We start from the raw sequence: 17,372 nt of genomic DNA, 5'->3' as shown, positions 1-17,372 counted from the left end.
TGTCAGTCGCGCCGCGTCATGCTAAATTGGGCGGAAATTCACTGTTTTTCCGGAGCCTGCCATTATGCGTCTCGCCCTTTCTTTGCCTCTTGCATCCTGCCTTGCCATCGTTGCCGCGCTGCCTGCCGCGGCGCAGGACCGTAGCATCAACTTCGCCCTGCGCGGCGGTGTCGGCGCGGCGCCGGATTATCCGGGCGCCAGCAGCTATCGCGCGACGCCGGATTTGGCCTTTACCTTCGGCACGCTGGAATGGGGCGGGCGCAAGATCGGCACCAACATTGGCGAAGCGCCCAAGACCGGTTTCGGCTTCACTGGCGCGTTCCGCTATCTGGGCGAACGTGACAGTTCCGATCACGCGGAGCTTGCGGGGCTTGAGGATATCGACGCAGCGGTCGAACTGGGCTTTGGCGTGGTCTACCGCGAGGTGAACTGGCAGGTCTTCGGCAAGGTGCGCCGTGGCTTTGGCGGCCATGAAGGCGTGACCGGCGACATCGGCGGCGATGTGATCTTCCGCCCCGATGAACGCTGGACTATCACCGCAGGCCCGCGTTTCAGCCTTGGCAACGACACCTATGCTGACACCTATTACGGCGTCGACACCGCCACCACGAACTTCGCCGCTTATGAGGCCGGTGGCGGTCTGCTCGGCGCGGGTGTCGAGGTTGAGGCGACCTATCGTTTGGACGAGGCATGGGCGCTGGAAGGGGCCGTGGCCTATCAACGCCTGCTGAATGACGCTGCCGACAGCCCGATCACGCAGGCCGGGTCAGAGGATCAATGGACCATGCGCATTGGCGTCAGCCGCGCCTTTACTTGGCGGTTCTAAACGGCTTTGCGCCGCCCCTTGAGGGCGGCGCCTTGTCTTGTCTTAGCCGTAATGCGCGACCGGCGTGCCCGCGATGGCGCCCACGTTCAGCAGCCCGCGCGCGGTGATCGAGGGCGACACGATATGCGCCCGGTTGCCCATGCCCATCAGGATCGGCCCGACCTCAAGCCCGTCGCCCTTCATTTTCAGGATGTTGCGCACGCCCGAGGCAGCATCGGCATGGGCAAAGACCAGCACATTGGCGGCCCCTTCCATCCGGTTGCAGGGCAGCAGCCGCGCGCGCAACTCGGCATCAAGCGCGGTGTCGATGTTCATCTCACCTTCGTAGACGAAATCATGATTGCCCGCGTCGAGGATCTCCAGCGCCGCGCGCAGACGTTTGCCCGACCCTTCGCCCTGATTGCCGAACTGGCTTTGTGAGCAGAGCGCGACTTTCGGCTCGATGCCAAAACGGCGGACGTGACGGGCGGCCCCGATGGCGATCTCGGCGATCTGTTCGGGGGTGGGGTGCAGGTTCACTTGGGTATCCGCGATGAAAAGCGGCCCGTCTTCGAGGATCATCATCGAAAGCGCGCCATGCGGGCGGAAACCGTCGCGGCCCAGCACTTGGTTGACGTAATTGAGGTGCCAGCCAAATTCGCCAAAGGTGCCGCAGATCAGGCTGTCGGCCTCACCACGATGCACCATGACGGCGCCAATGGCGGTGGTATTGGTGCGCATGATTGCCCGCGCGATGTCGGGGCTGACGCCGCGGCGGCACATCAGGCTGTGGTAGGTCTCCCAATAGTCGCGGTAGCGGGGGTCGTTCTCGGGGTTCACCAGATCGACGTTTTGGCCCAGTTGCAGGTTCAGACCCGCCTTTTCGATGCGCCGTTCGATCACCTCGGGGCGGCCAATCAGAATGGGCCGTTCCACCGTTTCTTCGATGATCGCTTGCGCGGCGCGCAGCACGCGTTCGTCCTCCCCCTCGGCAAAGACCAGACGGCGGGGGGAGGAGCGGGCGGATTCAAAGACCGGGCGCATGATCAGCGCCGATTTGAACACCGATCCGTCGAGTTTGCGCTTGTAGGCGTCGAGGTCTTCGATGGGCCGCGCCGCCACGCCCGTCTCCATCGCGGCCTTGGCCACGGCGGAGGAGACGACGCCGATGAGGCGCGGATCGAAGGGTTTTGGGATCAGATATTCCGCGCCAAAAGTCAGCTGCTCGCCCTGATAGGCCGCTGCCGCCTCCGCGCTCGTGGTGGCGCGGGCGAGGGCGGCGATACCGTCGATACAGGCGATCTTCATCTCGTCGTTGATCGTGGTCGCACCCACGTCCAGCGCGCCCCGGAAGATGAAGGGGAAGCAGAGCACGTTGTTGACCTGATTGGGAAAATCGCTGCGCCCTGTGGCAATGATCGCATCCGGTGCCACGGCGCGGGCGACATCGGGCAGGATTTCCGGCGTGGGGTTCGCCAGCGCGAAGATGATCGGGCGTTTGGCCATCTTCGCCACCATCTCGGGCGAGAGCACACCGGGACCGGAGAGGCCGAGGAAGAGGTCGGCCCCGTCGATCACATCATCCAACGTGCGCAGGTCGGATTTCTGTGCATATTCGGCTTTGCTGGGGTTCATATCCTCGGTCCGGCCGTCATAAACCAGCCCGTTGATGTCGCAGAGCCAGACGTTCTCGCGCTTCACGCCGAGTTTCAGCAGCATGTTGAGGCAGGCGATGCCCGCAGCCCCGCCCCCGGTGGAGACGATCTTGATGTCCTCGAAACGTTTGCCCGCCACATGCAGCGCGTTCTTGGCGGCGGCGCCGACGACGATGGCGGTGCCGTGCTGGTCATCATGGAAAACGGGGATGTTCATGCGCTCGCGGCAGATCTTCTCGACTACGAAACAGTCGGGCGCCTTGATGTCTTCGAGGTTGATCGCGCCAAAGCTTGGCTCCATCGCGCAGACGATCTCGGCCAGTTTCTCGGGGTCGGATTGATCAAGCTCGATGTCGAAACAGTCGATATTGGCGAACTTCTTGAAGAGCACGGCCTTGCCCTCCATCACCGGTTTCGAGGCCAGCGCGCCGATATTGCCCAGCCCCAGCACCGCGGTGCCATTGCTGACCACGGCCACCAGATTGCCGCGCGAGGTATAGCGCGCGGCGGTGTCGGGGTCGTTCTTGATCTCGATGCAGGCCTCGGCCACGCCCGGTGAATAGGCCCGCGCCAGATCGCGGCCATTGGCCAGCGGTTTGGTCGCGCGGATCTCCAGTTTCCCGGGCCGGGGGTGTTCGTGGTAATCCAATGCAGCTTGGCGCAGGTTGGGGGTGTCGGACATCGTTTATGCTTCTCCCGAATAATGGTTTAGCGTTAAACTAATTTTCGCGCGCAGGCAAAGCGGCTTTTGGCGGGGGCGGTCTGGGCGCCGGATGGCTTTGCCCCAGCGTCGCCCTTGCAGGTCATTTTGCGCGGGCTTTTAAGAGGCGATTGAGGGGACATGTGGTTTTGCATCGCACAGGGCGGGGCAATTTTCTATAGTCCGAGAAAAGGGAGAGCCTAATGACTGATTTGCGCGACGCGGCTGTGTTGGTGCGGGAAAACGCCCATGCGCCCTATTCGAATTTCAAGGTCGGCGCGGCGATCCGCACTGCCTCGGGCGCGGTGTTCAGTGGCTGCAATGTCGAAAACGTCGCCTACCCGCAGGGCACCTGCGCCGAGGCGGGTGCGATTGCCGCCATGGTGGCGGCGGGCGAGCGTGAGATCGCCGAGGTCTATGTCGTGGCGGGCAGCGATATGCCGGTGACGCCTTGCGGCGGCTGCCGCCAGAAACTGGCGGAATTCTCAGGCGGGGATGTATCCGTGACCATGGCGACCGTGGCGGGCAAGGAACAGCAGACCACCATGGGCGACTTGCTGCCGGGGGCCTTTGGCGCCGCCCATATGCAGGGTTAACCGCATGAGCGCGCGGGACATTCTAGCGCGGCTGCGCCATGGTGAGGCATTGGATGCAGAGGCGCTGACCTGGATGGCCGGGGCGCTGGCCGATGGACGTGTCAGTGACGCGCAGGCCGGGGCCTTCGCCATGGGCATCTGCCTTAATGGTTTGGACCAGCAGGGCCGCGTGGCGCTGACCCTCGCGATGCGCGATTCGGGGCAGGTGTTGGACTGGGATTTGGATGGCCCCGTGCTCGACAAACATTCGACCGGCGGGGTGGGCGATTGCGTCTCATTGATCCTCGCCCCCGCGCTGGCCGCCTGCGGGGCCTATGTGCCGATGATCTCGGGTCGGGGGCTGGGGCATACGGGCGGCACGCTCGACAAGCTTGAGGCGATCCCCGGCGTCAGCACGCAGTTGGAAGAGGCCCGCTTTCGCGACGTGGTGCGGGACGTGGGCTGCGCCATCGTCAGCGCCAGTGGCGACATCGCCCCGGCGGATCGGCGGCTTTATGCGGTGCGGGATGTGACCTCGACCGTGGATTCGCTCGATCTGATCACCGCGTCGATCCTGTCGAAAAAGCTCGCCGCTGGGCTGGATGGGCTGGTGTTGGATGTAAAGGTCGGCTCGGGCGCTTTCATGAAGGAGCTCGCGCAGGCGCGTGCCTTGGCCGAAGCGCTGAGCGGCACCGCCACGGCGGCGGGCTGCCCGACGACGGCGGTGATCAGCGACATGAACCAGCCGCTGGTGCCGAGCCTTGGCAACGCGCTGGAGGTGGCCGAGGTGATGCGGGTGCTGACCGGGGCGGTGACGGGGCCGATCCTTGATGTGGCGGCTGAATTGGGCGGTGGGCTTCTTGCCAATGGCGGTCTGGCCGCGACGGCTGAGGCGGGGGCCGAAGCCCTGCGCACGGCGGTCCGCGATGGCCGCGCGTTGGAGCGTTTCACCCGGATGCTCAGCGCCATGGGCGCACCTGCCGATTTCGCCGAAAACTGGGAGCGCATTCTGCCCAAAGCCCCGGTGATCCGAACGGTTCCCGCGCCGCGCGGCGGCTACGTGAGCGCGATCGACGGCGCGGCACTCGGCATGGCGGTGGTCAATCTCGGCGGGGGCCGACTGGTCGAGGCGGACCAGATCGATCCGGCGGTGGGCCTGTCGCAGGTGCGGCGCTTGGGCGAAGAGGTCCGCGCGGGCGCGCCTTTGGCCACGGTCCACGCAGCGGGAGAGGCGGCTGCGGATGCGGCAGAGGCGGCGGTTCTGGCGGCAATCACGCTAGGCGATAGGGCGGTTGAAGTGCCGGATTTGATCTTGGAAAGGATCGGCTGATGGAACGTGCATTCTTGGTCGTGATCGATTCCGTGGGCATCGGCGGGGCGCCGGACGCGGGGGATTTCTTTAACGGTGATCTGCCCGATACCGGGGCCAATACGCTGGGCCATATCGCGCAGGCCTGTGCCGCGGGAGAGGCCGAAGAGGGGCGCAGCGGGCCGCTGGCCCTGCCCAATCTCGACCGGTTGGGTCTGGGGGCCGCGCTGAAGCTGGCCAGCGGGATGGAGGCGCCGGGTCTGGGGGCTGCGCCCGAAGGCCGCTGGGGCGCTGCGACGGAGGTTTCGCAGGGCAAAGACACCCCCTCGGGCCATTGGGAATTGGCCGGGCTGCCGGTGCCTTGGGCATGGCATTACTTCCCGGATGAAACGCCTGCCTTTCCCGCAGACCTGACCGCAGAGGTCGCGCGGCTCGCGGGCACCGATGGCATCTTGGGCAATTGCCACGCCTCTGGCACGGCGATCATCGAACAGCTGGGGGCGGAGCATTGCGAAAGCGGCTGGCCGATCTGCTATACCTCTGCCGACAGCGTGTTCCAGATCGCCGCGCATGAAGAGACCTTTGGCCTCGATCGCCTTTTGAAGCTGTGCCAAGACATCGCGCCGCGGCTGCATGAGATGAAGGTGGGCCGTGTCATCGCACGGCCCTTCACCGGGGAAGTGGGTGCATTCCAGCGCACCGCGAACCGGCGCGACTATGCCATCACCCCGCCCAAACCCGTGCTGACCAATTGGGTGCAGAACGCCGGAGGGCGGGTCTATGCGGTGGGCAAGATTGGCGACATCTTTACCATGCAGGGCATCGACGAGCTGCGCAAAGGGCCGGATGCCAAGCTGATGGATCATCTGCATGATCTGGTGGGTGAAGCCGAAGAGGGCAGCCTGACCTTCGCCAATTTCGTGGAGTTCGACAGTCTTTACGGGCACCGCCGCGATGTGTCGGGCTATGCCCGCGCGTTGGAGTGGTTCGATGCCGAGATCGGCAAGGTGATCGCCGCACTGCGCGACGGCGACATGCTGGTGGTCACGGCGGACCATGGCAATGATCCGACATGGGCGGGCAGCGATCACACCCGCGAAAGGGTGCCGGTACTGGTCGCCGGGACCGGGGCAGGGGCGTTGGGGCAAATCGGCTTTACCGATGTCGCAGCCCTCGTCGCCAGGCATCTGGGGGTAGAGGTGCCGCAGTAGCCGCGCAGCCTTTGCTTGCGAGCGGGGCGCTTGTGCGGCTAGAAGCAGGGCAAATAAAGGAGCCTGCCGCATGACCGATACCCCCAATCACCTGACGATCGTCGACCATCCGCTGGTGCAGCACAAGCTGACCATCATGCGCGACAAAGCCACCTCGACCGCCGTCTTCCGGCAGTTGCTGCGCGAGATCAGCCAGCTTTTGGCCTATGAGGTGACGCGCGGCCTGCCGATGACGACCAAGCGGGTCGAGACCCCGATGCAAGAGATGGACGCGCCAACGCTCGACGGCAAGAAACTGGCGCTGATTTCGATCCTGCGGGCGGGCAACGGGCTGATGGATGGGGTGCTCGAATTGATCCCCTCGGCGCGGGTCGGCTTTGTCGGTCTCTACCGTGACGAAGAGACCCTTCAGCCGGTGCAGTATTACTTCAAAGTGCCCGAGGCGATGGAAGACCGTTTGGTCATCGCCGTAGATCCGATGCTGGCCACCGGCAACTCCTCGGTCGCGGCGATCAATCTGCTGAAAGAGGCAGGCGCCACCAATATCATCTTCCTCTGCCTGTTGGCCTCGCCCGAGGGGGTCGCCACGATGAAAGCGGCGCATCCGGACGTGCGCATCGTCACGGCCTCGCTGGACGAGTCCCTCAACGAGAAGGGCTATATCATCCCCGGTTTGGGCGACGCGGGTGACCGGATGTTCGGCACCAAGTGATCGGGTAAGTTTCGCTAATCGGCGCGCGGTGCTTTACTCAGGCCGCGCGCTGATGCATCGTTCTACCAGATAGTGTGGGGGCATTAGATGACACTTACCAGAAGTATTGCCATGGCGATGATCGTCGCAGCCTTGGGCGTCGGCGGATCGCAGACCCAAGCGCAGGACAGCCGCAGCCAACCGGCAGAGTTTCCGCCGTCCTCTTACAAGGGCAAGCAATATGTCGACAGCGCGGGATGTGTGTTCATCCGCGCGGGCATTGACGGCAATGTGTCTTGGGTGCCCCGCATGAGCCGCGCGCGCGAGCAAATCTGCGGGTTCCAGCCCACAAATGGCGTGAAAGTGGCAGAGGCAAAGGTTGAGGCGGCGCAGACCAAGGTCGACCCCGCCCCGGCCAAGAGGCCCCCGGCCCGCGTCGCCGAAGCGCCTGCGCCCAAGGCGAAGCCGAAAGCCCCCGTGGCCCGGCCCGCGCCGCAAAAAGTGGTGCGCCGTGTCGCGCCAGCCCCGGCGCGGAGCACTGCCCCCAAAGTCGTGCGCGAAACCGCGCCGCGCCCCGTGCCCGTGGTGCCCAGCAAACCCGTCGCGTTGGCCGCCCCGGCACCGGCTGGCTTCGTCACCGCTTGCCCCGGCGCGTCGCCCCTGTCGCAGCGCTATATGCGGCGCGGGAATGGTTATAGCGTGCGCTGCGGTCCGCAGGCGGAGCCGATCGTGACGGGGCGTCTTGCCCCTTCGAGCCCGCAGCGCGGCACCGCACCGCAGCCCTACCGCAGCGCGGGTATGATGCCCGGCGTTGCCGCTGCACCCGCGCGGATCGTGGCCCCTGCCGCCGTCACCGCACCGGTGGTCAGCGCCAAACCCGCCCGCGCCGTGGGCACGCAGACGCGGATCGTGCCGAAACATGTGGCGATCAATCGGGTAAACACGACCAATGTGAAAGTCCCGAAAGGATACCGGAAGGTTTGGGAAGACGACCGTCTGAACCCGCACCGGGCCGAGCAGACCTTGGAAGGCCGCGCCGACATGCTGTTGGTCTGGACCCAGACCCTGCCGCGCCGTTTGGTCAACAAGGCCACCGGCGAAGACGTGACCGCCAAAGTGCCGCTGATCTATCCCTATCTCGATATCGAAACGCAGCGCCGCAAGCTTGGGCGGGTCAAGATCGTCGAGCGGGATGGCCAAGTGGTGAAACGGGTGCTGCGCTACCGCAACGCCGCGCCGATCCATCGGGATGCCCGCCCGATCAAGACGGCCCCCGTCTATTCCAGCCGCTCGGCCCCGACAGCCCAGCCCAGCACCAAAGCGGGCTATGTGCAGGTCGGTGTCTTCGGCAGCCCCGCCAATGCGCAGCGCGCGGCGCGGCAGATCGCGGCCTTGGGCCTGCCCGCCCGCATCGGCAAACAGACCCGTGGCGGCAAAACCTATCACAGCGTTCAGGCAGGCCCCATTGCGGGCGGCTCTGCCCAAGCGGCGCTTGGCCAATTGCGCCGGGCGGGATACCGGGACGCCTATCTGCGGCGCTAAGCGTTTTGCAATGAAGGAGAAAGGCCAGCCGCGGTGTTCCCCGGCTGGCCTTTTTCTTGGGCCAATCCGTCAGCCGCCGCAGATGCTTTGCAATCTCAGCCAATCGGCATCCGACATCAGCGGTGCGGTCAGCTTGCCGTTCATCGGGTCACCTTCGATCAGGGGCAGGGTGCTTTCGCCGGTGATGTCACGCGCAAAGGCATAGGGCTTGCTGCGCAGCTCGGCTTGGGCAAATCGCGCCAGTTGAGCCTCGACCTGCGGTGTCGCGGCGGGGCGCATCAGCAGTTGCTCGGCATAGGCATCCAGCGCCTCGGAAGAGATATCGCCGGTGGTCAGCAGGCGGAAGTTCTCGCGCAGGCCCACGGCCTCCAAAAGCGCGCGCAGCGGGTCATGTTCCCGGCGGGCCACATCCTCGGTCAGCACATAGCCCGCAGCGACGTCGGGCTCTTCGTAATCCTCCAGCACCGCGCGGTCGAGCACGATGAGACGCCCTGGCAGATGCAGGCTGGCGCGGGTCATATCGGGTAGGATCGCCACGCGCCCGACCTCCAACCGTTTGGTGAGCCGCGACAGCGCGGCACTGCCGCCGGGGCTTTCGCAGGCGGGGCCAGAGACGCGTTCAAGCCGCTTGAGCAGCGCCGTGCCCAAAGAGACACGCTTGACCTCTGGCACCACTTTGATCGCATGATCGCGCAGCGCGCCGGGCATCCAAAAGACCGCCAGCGCCGCCACCACCGCGACGGAGGCCAACATGCCGACCGACCGCAACCGCCCCGGCTTGGGACGGCTGCGATTGATCGCGCGGCGCAGCTTTTCGATGGCCTCGATCATCTCGGTTTCATTGTCGGGCAGTTCCAGCGTCTCGCCCGGATCGCCGTCTGGATGATAGAGCGCGGGGGTCTGGCCGGGGTTGGCCCTGTCGACGGCGGCCAGCGACCAATGGGTCAGCGCCTGATCCTTGAGATCGCTGATCACCAGCGTCGCGTCACCGATAGAGACGATCACCTCGCGCCGCTGCGCATCGGGCGTGGCGCGCCAAAGGCCCGTCGCTTCGAGCCGGGCGTATTTTGTCAAGGCGGTCATGGGGTTCTGCTGCGGGCCTGTCAGTTTTCGCCACTCTACCACGCGCTGCGGGATCAGCAATGGCAGGTGACATAATGCCCCGCCTTAGAGGGCCGCCGCCTGTTTGCGCAATTCGAATTTCTGGATTTTCCCGGTGGAGGTTTTGGGCAGTTCGCCAAAGACCACGCGCTTGGGCATCTTGAATCCGGCAAGGCGCGCGCGGGCGAAGGCGATCAGCGCCTCTTCGCTGGCCTCCGCCCCCGGTTTCAACTCGACAAAGGCGCAGGGCACTTCGCCCCATTTCTCATCCGGTTGGGCCACCACGGCGGCGAGGTTGACCGCGCCGTGGCCCATCAACACGCCCTCGACCTCGACGCTCGAAATATTCTCTCCGCCCGAGATGATGATGTCTTTGGCACGGTCTGCGATCTGGATGTAGCCATCGGGGTGCTGCACTGCGATGTCGCCGGAGTGGAAGTAGCCGCCCGCAAAGGCTTCGACCGTGGCCTCGGGGTTCTTGAGGTAGCCTTTCATCACCGCATTGCCGCGGATCATGATCTCGCCCTGCGCGGTGCCGTCGCGCGGGGTTTGGGCCATCTCGGCGTCCATTACGGTGATCTCTTCCATCATCGGCATGGCGACACCTTGGCGCGCCTTGATCCCGGCGCGTTCGGGTTCGGGCAGCCCGTCCCATGCGCCTTGCCAGAGACATTCGGTGACATGGCCAAAGGTCTCGGTCAGCCCATAGACCTGCGTGACGTTGAACCCCAGCTTTTCGATCTTCGACAGGGTCGCGGGGGCCGGGGGCGCGCCCGCGGTGAAAACCTCGACCCGGTGATCGAAGGCGCGGCGGTCTTCTGCGTCCGCGTTGACCAGCATGTTCAACACGATGGGCGCGCCGCCGAAATGGGTGACGCCGTGATCGGCGATGGCGTCATAGATCGCCGCGGCGGTGATGTCGCGGCAACAGACCAGCGTGCCGCCCAAAAGCGGCATCATCCATGTGTGGTTCCAGCCGTTGCAATGAAACAGCGGCACGATCTGCATGAAGACCGGGCGCAACACCATCTGCCAAGAGATTACCGTGCCCATGGTCATCAGGTAGGCGCCGCGGTGGTGGTAGACCACGCCCTTGGGCCGCCCGGTGGTGCCGGAGGTGTAGTTGAGCGCGAGGCTCTCCCATTCGTCCTGCGGCATGATCCAGCGAAAGTTCGGATTCGCCTCCGCAAGCAACTCTTCGTATTGCGGGTGTCGTCCGCTGGCGGGGAAACCGGCGGGGGCGTCGGGCACTTCGATGATGGCGGGGCAGGTGCCCTCCATCCGCGCGCAGGCGTCTTCGGCCAGCGGCAGGAACTCGGTATCGACCAAGAGCACCTTGGCGCCGCCGTGGTCGAGGATATAGGCCACCGTGTCGGGATCGAGGCGAATGTTGATGGTGTTAAGCACGGCCCCGCAGGCGGGCACGCCGAAATGCGCCTCGGCCTGTGCGGGCAGGTTGGGGATGAGGGTGGCGACCACATCGCCGGGGCGCACGCCGATCTCGGCCAGTAGCGCGGCGAGGCGGGTGCAGCGGTCGTGGTACTGGGCATAGGTGACGCGATGCGCGCCGTGGATGACCGCCGTCTGGTTCGGGAAAACCTCTGCGGCGCGGGCCAAATGCGACAAGGGCGTGAGCGGCACGAAATTCGCCGCGCATTTCTCAAGCCCGCTTTCATCCGTCATCCACCCCATGCGACCCCTCCCAAGGCATTGGTTGCGATTTGGGGTTGAGTATTGCTGCCCGGACGTGACTTTGAAAAGAGGGCAGGAGGGAAAAGGAGGGCAGATGCAGGACACAGCGGTAAAATCGGGGCTGGCGGCGCTTTGCGCGGTGAGCGGTATGGCGGCCTTGGGGCTGACGGATAATTTCGTGCCCTTCATCACCGAGCGCGGGTCGCTCTGGCAGTTCCACTTCCTGCGCGGGCTTATGGCGGTGGCCATTCTGATGGTGCTGGCGGCCCTGGGTTTCGGCATTCTGCGCCCGCGGCGGTTCTGGGCCGTGGCCGGGCGCAGCTTGTTTCAGGCGGGCGCGATGTTGATCTATTTCGGCTGTCTGGCTTTTCTGCCCATCGGGGTGGTGGTGGCCGGGCTGTTCACCTCGCCGCTTTTCGTGCTGATGATCTCGGCCCTGTTTCAAGGCAAGCGCGTCGGCCCGTGGCGGTGGGGGGCCGTGGCCGTGGGCTTTGCCGGGGCCTTGATGGTGATCCGCCCTGACCCGAGCGATCTTGACCCCGTGGCCTTCCTCCCGCTGTTGGCCGGGGCGCTCTATGCCATCGGCGCCGTGGCGACGCGGGCGTGGTGCGAGGGGGAGAGCACGATGGTGATGACCGCGGGCTTCTTCGGCATGTTGGCAGTCATGGGCGGCATCGGTGTCTTGGTCCTGCCGGGGGCGGAGGTGGCGGGGGCCGAAGGTTTCGTCAGCCGGACATGGGGGCCGCTCGACGGCGCGATGTGGTTCTGGATCGCGGTGCAGGCGGTGGGCTCGCTCATCGGCATCGGCTTCCTGGTGCGCGGCTACCAACTGGGAGAGGCCGGGCATGTGGCGATTTTCGAGTACTCGCTGCTGATCTTCGCCAGTTTCTGGGCCTATATCCTCTGGGATCAAGAGGTGCCGCCCTTGGCATTCGCGGGCATGGCGTTGATCGCACTGGCCGGGGCGGTGATCGCCCTGCGCAGCGATGAGCCTTCGACCCTACGCGCGCCGGAGGCGGTGGAGTGATCATTAGTCGCGGTCGGCGTTACGTCTTCGTTCATATCCCCAAGACCGGGGGCACCTCACTGGCGCTGGCGCTGGAGGCGCGCGCGATGAAAGACGACGTGATGCTGGGCGATACGCCGAAAGCGCGGAAGCGGCGGCGGCGGGTGCAGGGGGTCGAGACCGCGGGGCGGCTGTGGAAGCATTCGACGCTGGCGGACATCGACGGGTTGGTGACAGCGGAGGAACTCTCGGGGCTGTTCTGCTTCACGCTGGTGCGCAACCCGTGGGACCGGGTGGCGAGCTACTATCGCTGGCTGCGCGGGCAGGGGTTCGAGCATCCGGCGGTGGCGCTGGCGAAGGCGACGGATTTTGCTGGGTTCCTGCGGCATCCGCAGACGCAAGCCAGCCTGCGGGCATGGCCCGCGCGGCGGTATATGCGGGATGCGGCGGGGCGGGAGCGTTGCGATCTCTATATTCGGCTGGAGCATTTTCCGCAGGATGCGGCGCCGTTGTTTGAGCATCTTGGGTTTGAGTTGGAGTTGCCGCGGGTGAATGCCTCGGAGGGGCAGGCGGCCTATACGCCCGAGTTGCGCGATTTGGTGTCGGAGGTCTGTGCCGAGGATATCGCGCGGTTTGGCTACGGTTACAAAGAGCACTAGGGCCAGCGCCTGCCCGTGGGTTGGCGACCCGCGCGGCGTCGCTGCCACTTTATCGTTCAACCGTGGCGTGCCATCGCGAGGGCAGGCCCAACCTCGCCAAATCGCCTACCCGGGGGACGGGCAGGCGATGGCCCGGCGCCTGCGGCTTGATTCCGGGCCGGGTGGCATCACAGACGATGACCCTCCTACCAATAAAAAGGGGCGCCGAAGCGCCCCTCTCCCCCTTACGCCGCTTTGGCGTCCGGGTTGAACCGTCCGTAGAAACTCTGGTTCTTCTGCGCCATATCGCGCAGCAGGTCCGGGCAGGCAAAACGCTCACCGTATTTCTCGGTCAATTCGTCACAACGCTCCGCCGCATAGGGCGCGCCGATCATGTCGAGCCAGCTCAGCGGGCCACCCGACCAAGGCGCGAAGCCCCAGCCGAGGATCGCGCCCACGTCGCCCTCGCGGATGTCCATCAAGACACCTTCCTCCAGCGCGCGCACGGCTTCCAGCGTCTGCGAGAATAGCAAGCGGTGCTGCACCTCGATCAGCTCAGGCTGCTCGTCTGCCACGGGGTACTTGTCCCCCATGCCCTGCCACAGCCCCTCGCGCTTGCCCTTGGCGTCGTAGCTGTAGAAACCGGCGTTGGCCTTGCGGCCCAGACGGCCCTCTTCCTCCATCCAGAACACCAGCGGATCGATGTCGTCGTTCGGATAGGCATCGCCCATCGCCGCCTTGGTCGCCCGGGCGATCTTCGCCCCCAGATCGATCGAGGTCTCGTCCATCAGCTGCAGCGGGCCCAAGGGCATGCCGACCAGCTTCGCGGCGTTCTCGATCAACGCGGGCTCGACACCCTCCTGGACCATGCGCACACCCTCGTTGATATAGGGAATGATGCAGCGGTTGGCATAGAAGAAGCGCGCGTCATTGACCACGATCGGCGTCTTGCGGATCTGGCGCACGTAGTCGAGCGCCTTGGCCACGGCCCGGTCACCGGTCTCTTGCCCCTTGATGATCTCCACCAGCAGCATCTTTTCGACCGGCGAGAAGAAGTGAATGCCGATGAACTGCTCCGCGCGGCTCGACGCCTTGGCCAGATCGGTGATCGGCAGGGTCGAGGTGTTGGAGGCAAAGATGCAATCCTCGGGGATCACGGCTTCGACCTTTTGGGTCATCTCGGCCTTCACCTTGGGGTCTTCGAAGACCGCTTCGATGATCAGATCGCAGTCCTTGAGCGCATCGAGATCGGTGGTGGCGGTGATCAGATCGAGCGCCTTGGCCTTCTTCTCCTCGGTCGATTTCTTGCGGGCGATGCCCTTGTCGAAATAGCTCGCGGAATAGGCCTTGCCCTTGTCGGCGGCTTCCTGCGTCTGGTCGATCAGCACGACCTCGATCCCGGCCTGAACCGAGACCAAAGTGATGCCAGCCCCCATCATGCCGGCACCCAGAACGCCCAGCTTCTTCACGCGCTGGTCCGGCACGCCTTCAGGCCGAACGGCGCCTTTCTCTAGCGCTTCCTTGTTGAGGAAAAGCGAGCGGATCATATTGCCCGATGAAGGGTTCATCAGCACATTGGTGAACCAGCGTGCCTCGATTTTTAGCGCCGTGTCGAAGGGCACCAGTGCGCCTTCGTAGACCGCCGAGAGCAGCGCCTTGGCCGCCGGATAGACGCCCTGGGTCTTGCCGTTGACCATGGCATTGGCGCCGACAAAGGTCATGAAGCCCGCCGGGTGGTAGGGCGCGCCGCCGGGCATCTTGTAGCCCTTGGCATCCCACGGCTTGACCAGATCGGCATCCTTGGCGTTCAGCACCCAGTCGCGGGCCGCGGCCATCGGGTCTTCGCTGACCTCGTCGATGATCCCGGCCTTCTGCGCTGCGGCAGGGGCGACCATCTTGCCTTCCAGAAGGAAGGGCGAAGCCGCCATGGCGCCGAGCTTGCGCACCATCCGCGTGGTGCCGCCAGCACCCGGGAAGATGCCCACGAGGATCTCCGGCAGGCCGATGCGTGCCTTGGGGTTGTCCGCGGCAAAGGTGCGATGCGTGGCCAGCGGCAGTTCCAGCCCGATGCCCGCGGCGGTGCCGGGGATCACGCAGGCCACGGGCTTGCCGCCCTTGTTGGTCTTGGGGTCCATGCCCGCGCGCTCGATCTTGCGCAGCAGGGCGTGCATCTGCATCGTGCCCTCAAACAGACCCTTGGCCGGATCGTCGCCTGCGTCTTCCTTCATCTTCGCCAACAGGTTCAGGTCCATGCCCCCGGCGAAGGAGCCTTCCTTGCCGGAGGTGATGACGATGCCCTTGACGGCGTCATCGGCCAGCGCGTCGTCGATGTGCTTTTCCAGATCGCGCAGGCCGTCGAAGGACATGACGTTCATGCTCTTGCCCGGCACGTCCCAAGTGATGGTGGCGATGCCTTCGGCATCCTTGTTCATTGTGAAATCGGTCATTCTCTTGCTCCCTTCGCGGCTCACACGCGCTCGATGATGGTGGCGGCACCCATGCCCGACGCGATGCAGAGCGTGGCCAGCCCCACTTCCTTGTCGGCGCGCTCCATCTCATCGAGCAGGATGCCGATGATCATGGCGCCGGTGGCGCCCAGGGGGTGCCCCATGGCGATGCCGCCGCCGTTCACGTTGACCTTGCTGTCATCCACGTCGAAGGCCTGCATGAAGCGCAGCACCACGGCGGCGAAAGCCTCGTTGACCTCGAACAGATCGATATCGCCGATGGTCATGCCGTTGTCCTTGAGGATCTTCTCGGTCACCGGCACCGGGCCGGTCAGCATGATGGTGGGATCGGTGCCGATCTTGGCGGTGGCGCGGATGCGGGCGCGGGGCTTCAGGCCGTGCTGCTCGCCGAACTCCTTGTTACCGATCAACACCGCGGCGGCGCCGTCGACGATGCCCGACGAGTTGCCCGCGTGGTGGATGTGGTTGATCCGCTCAAGATGCGGGTATTTCATCAGCGCGACCTTGTCGAAGCCGGGCATGACCTCGCCCATCTGCTGGAAGGCGGGGTTCAGGCCGCCAAGGCTCTGCATATCGGTCTGCGGGCGCATGTATTCGTCGCGGTCAAGGATCGCGAGGCCGTTCTGGTCACGCACGGTGATGACGGACTTGTCGAAGCGGCCCTCTTCCCAGGCCCGCGCGGCGCGCTGCTGGGACTGCATGGCCAGTTGGTCGGCCTCGTCGCGCGAAAAGCCGAACTCGGTGGCGATGATGTCGGCGGAAATACCCTGCGGCACGAAGTATTTCTCCATCGCCAGCGTCGGGTCCACGGCGATGGCCGCCCCGTCGCTGCCCATGGCCACGCGGCCCATCATCTCGACACCGCCGGCGATATAGCCGTTGCCGGCGCCGCCTTTGACTTGGTTCGCGGCGAGGTTCACCGCTTCCATGCCCGACGCGCAGAAACGGTTGATTGCAAGGCCGGGGATGCGCTCATCAAGGTCCGAGGCCAACACCGCCGAGCGTGCCAGGCAGCCGCCCTGTTCCATCACCTGGGTGACGTTGCCCCAGATCACGTCCTCGACGGCATGGCCTTCGAGGTTGTTGCGCTCCTTCACGGCGTTCAGGGTCTGCGCGGAAAGTCGCAGCGAGGTCACCTCGTGCAAAGCGCCGTCCTTGCGGCCCTTGCCGCGCGGAGTGCGCAGGGCGTCGTAGATGTATACGTCTTGGGTCATGTCATGTCCTCCGGGTCAGGCGCGGTCAGCAGGGCTGCCGGGCATCAAATCATACGGGGCTTTCCAGCCCGGTGTTTCGCTCAGACGCGTGAGCCACGCGTCGATATGGGGCCAGTCGCTGCGGTCGAAGCCAAAGGGCTCGGGGTAATAAAGATACCCGCAGCAGCTGAGGTCTGCGTTGGTGATGTCGTCGCCCACGATCCAGTCGCGGCCGTCGAGATGGTCGTTCAGCACGTTATACGCGGCCTTGAGCCGGCCTTGATTAAAGGCGATGACCTCGGCGGGACGTTTGTCTTCGGGCAGGAAGTTCATCAGAAAACGGGTCATCCCGGCAACGGAGCTAAGCTTGTGGTTATCCCATAGCACCCAACGCAGGATTTCGCGCCGTTCCGTCGCGTCGCGCCCGCCGAATTTGCCCGTCTTTTCCGCGACGTAATCCTGAATTACGCCCGATTGGGTGAGCCGAAGATCGCCGTCGATCATCACCGGCGCCTCGCCCATGTTGTTGATCTGCGCGCGGTAGTCGGGCTGGCGCGTCTGGCCACCGAAGAAGTCCACCTTCACCGGCTCCCAGTCGAGCCCGGACAATTCGAGCGCAAGCGCCGCCTTGTAGGCGTTGCCCGATTCGCCAAAGCAATAAAGCTGTATGGTCACCTGTCATTCCTCCTCTTCTGTCGGCGCCCGCTGAAATGTCGGAAGGTATTTGTGAAAGGATGAAGGGGGCAGGGGGCGCCTTATCTTCATCCTTTTTCAAATACCTCTGCG

The 17,372-nt window shown here is 64.9% G+C and carries 14 protein-coding genes; 8 read left to right on the top strand and 6 right to left on the bottom strand.

Annotation, left to right across the window (positions count from 1 at the left end):
- Window positions 1–64 precede the first annotated feature (64 nt).
- Complete coding sequence (locus ACGYK2_RS07195) at window positions 65–826, top strand: MipA/OmpV family protein (protein ID WP_271688115.1); 762 nt, start codon at window positions 65–67, stop codon at window positions 824–826.
- Between the two features lie 42 nt (window positions 827–868).
- Here ACGYK2_RS07195 and ACGYK2_RS07190 read toward each other — a convergent pair whose 3' ends face one another.
- A complete protein-coding gene (locus tag ACGYK2_RS07190; protein WP_271688113.1) occupies window positions 869–3,142 on the bottom strand; it encodes an NADP-dependent malic enzyme in 2,274 nt (757 codons plus the stop codon).
- A gap of 221 nt (window positions 3,143–3,363) precedes the next feature.
- On the opposite strand from ACGYK2_RS07190, the gene ACGYK2_RS07185 reads away from it, so the two are divergent.
- The 5 genes from ACGYK2_RS07185 (at window position 3,364) to ACGYK2_RS07165 (ending at window position 8,488) form a co-directional block, all read left to right on the top strand.
- A complete protein-coding gene (locus ACGYK2_RS07185; RefSeq protein WP_067267269.1) occupies window positions 3,364–3,756 on the top strand; it encodes a cytidine deaminase in 393 nt (130 codons plus the stop codon).
- A gap of 4 nt (window positions 3,757–3,760) precedes the next feature.
- Window positions 3,761–5,065, top strand: coding sequence for a thymidine phosphorylase (locus ACGYK2_RS07180; protein WP_271688112.1), 1,305 nt, complete (start codon window positions 3,761–3,763; stop codon window positions 5,063–5,065).
- Complete coding sequence (locus ACGYK2_RS07175; RefSeq protein WP_271688111.1) at window positions 5,065–6,255, top strand: phosphopentomutase; 1,191 nt, start codon at window positions 5,065–5,067, stop codon at window positions 6,253–6,255. The genes ACGYK2_RS07180 and ACGYK2_RS07175 overlap by 1 nt, the downstream gene beginning before the upstream one ends.
- Window positions 6,256–6,325: 70 nt before the next feature.
- Window positions 6,326–6,967 carry a uracil phosphoribosyltransferase gene (gene upp / locus ACGYK2_RS07170; protein ID WP_067263778.1) on the top strand — a complete coding sequence of 214 codons (642 nt, stop codon included), beginning with the start codon at window positions 6,326–6,328 and terminating at the stop codon, window positions 6,965–6,967.
- Window positions 6,968–7,054: 87 nt separating this feature from the next.
- The gene (locus ACGYK2_RS07165; RefSeq protein ID WP_271688109.1) at window positions 7,055–8,488 is read left to right on the top strand and encodes an SPOR domain-containing protein; all 1,434 of its coding nucleotides are present in this window, start codon (window positions 7,055–7,057) and stop codon (window positions 8,486–8,488) included.
- Window positions 8,489–8,557: 69 nt separating this feature from the next.
- On the opposite strand, the gene ACGYK2_RS07160 is transcribed toward ACGYK2_RS07165, so the two are convergent.
- Window positions 8,558–9,571 (bottom strand): hypothetical protein, encoded by a 1,014-nt coding sequence (locus ACGYK2_RS07160; protein ID WP_271688108.1) that lies wholly within the window; start codon window positions 9,569–9,571, stop codon window positions 8,558–8,560.
- 84 nt (window positions 9,572–9,655) lie between these two features.
- On the bottom strand, window positions 9,656–11,281 hold the full coding sequence (locus ACGYK2_RS07155) for an AMP-binding protein (protein WP_271688107.1): 1,626 nt from the start codon (window positions 11,279–11,281) through the stop codon (window positions 9,656–9,658).
- Between the two features lie 94 nt (window positions 11,282–11,375).
- On the opposite strand from ACGYK2_RS07155, the gene ACGYK2_RS07150 reads away from it, so the two are divergent.
- Complete coding sequence (locus ACGYK2_RS07150) at window positions 11,376–12,308, top strand: DMT family transporter (RefSeq protein ID WP_209218225.1); 933 nt, start codon at window positions 11,376–11,378, stop codon at window positions 12,306–12,308.
- Complete coding sequence (locus tag ACGYK2_RS07145; RefSeq protein ID WP_271688106.1) at window positions 12,305–12,946, top strand: sulfotransferase family 2 domain-containing protein; 642 nt, start codon at window positions 12,305–12,307, stop codon at window positions 12,944–12,946. Before ACGYK2_RS07150 ends, ACGYK2_RS07145 begins: the two co-directional genes overlap by 4 nt.
- A gap of 224 nt (window positions 12,947–13,170) precedes the next feature.
- Here ACGYK2_RS07145 and ACGYK2_RS07140 read toward each other — a convergent pair whose 3' ends face one another.
- Genes ACGYK2_RS07140 through ACGYK2_RS07130 form a run of 3 tightly spaced genes read right to left on the bottom strand, consistent with a single transcriptional unit; the run spans window position 13,171 to window position 17,261 of the window.
- Entirely contained in the window at window positions 13,171–15,372 is a 2,202-nt protein-coding gene (locus tag ACGYK2_RS07140; RefSeq protein WP_271688105.1) for a 3-hydroxyacyl-CoA dehydrogenase NAD-binding domain-containing protein, read from the bottom strand.
- 20 nt (window positions 15,373–15,392) lie between these two features.
- The gene (locus tag ACGYK2_RS07135) at window positions 15,393–16,607 is read right to left on the bottom strand and encodes an acetyl-CoA C-acetyltransferase (protein WP_209218222.1); all 1,215 of its coding nucleotides are present in this window, start codon (window positions 16,605–16,607) and stop codon (window positions 15,393–15,395) included.
- Window positions 16,608–16,622: 15 nt separating this feature from the next.
- On the bottom strand, window positions 16,623–17,261 hold the full coding sequence (locus ACGYK2_RS07130) for a glutathione S-transferase family protein (RefSeq protein WP_271688103.1): 639 nt from the start codon (window positions 17,259–17,261) through the stop codon (window positions 16,623–16,625).
- Between the last annotated feature and the right edge of the window lie 111 nt (window positions 17,262–17,372).

Source organism: Sulfitobacter sp. 1A10359, assembly GCF_043558145.1.
Lineage (GTDB): Bacteria > Pseudomonadota > Alphaproteobacteria > Rhodobacterales > Rhodobacteraceae > Sulfitobacter > Sulfitobacter faviae.
This window is presented reverse-complemented; position numbering and strand designations above follow the sequence as displayed.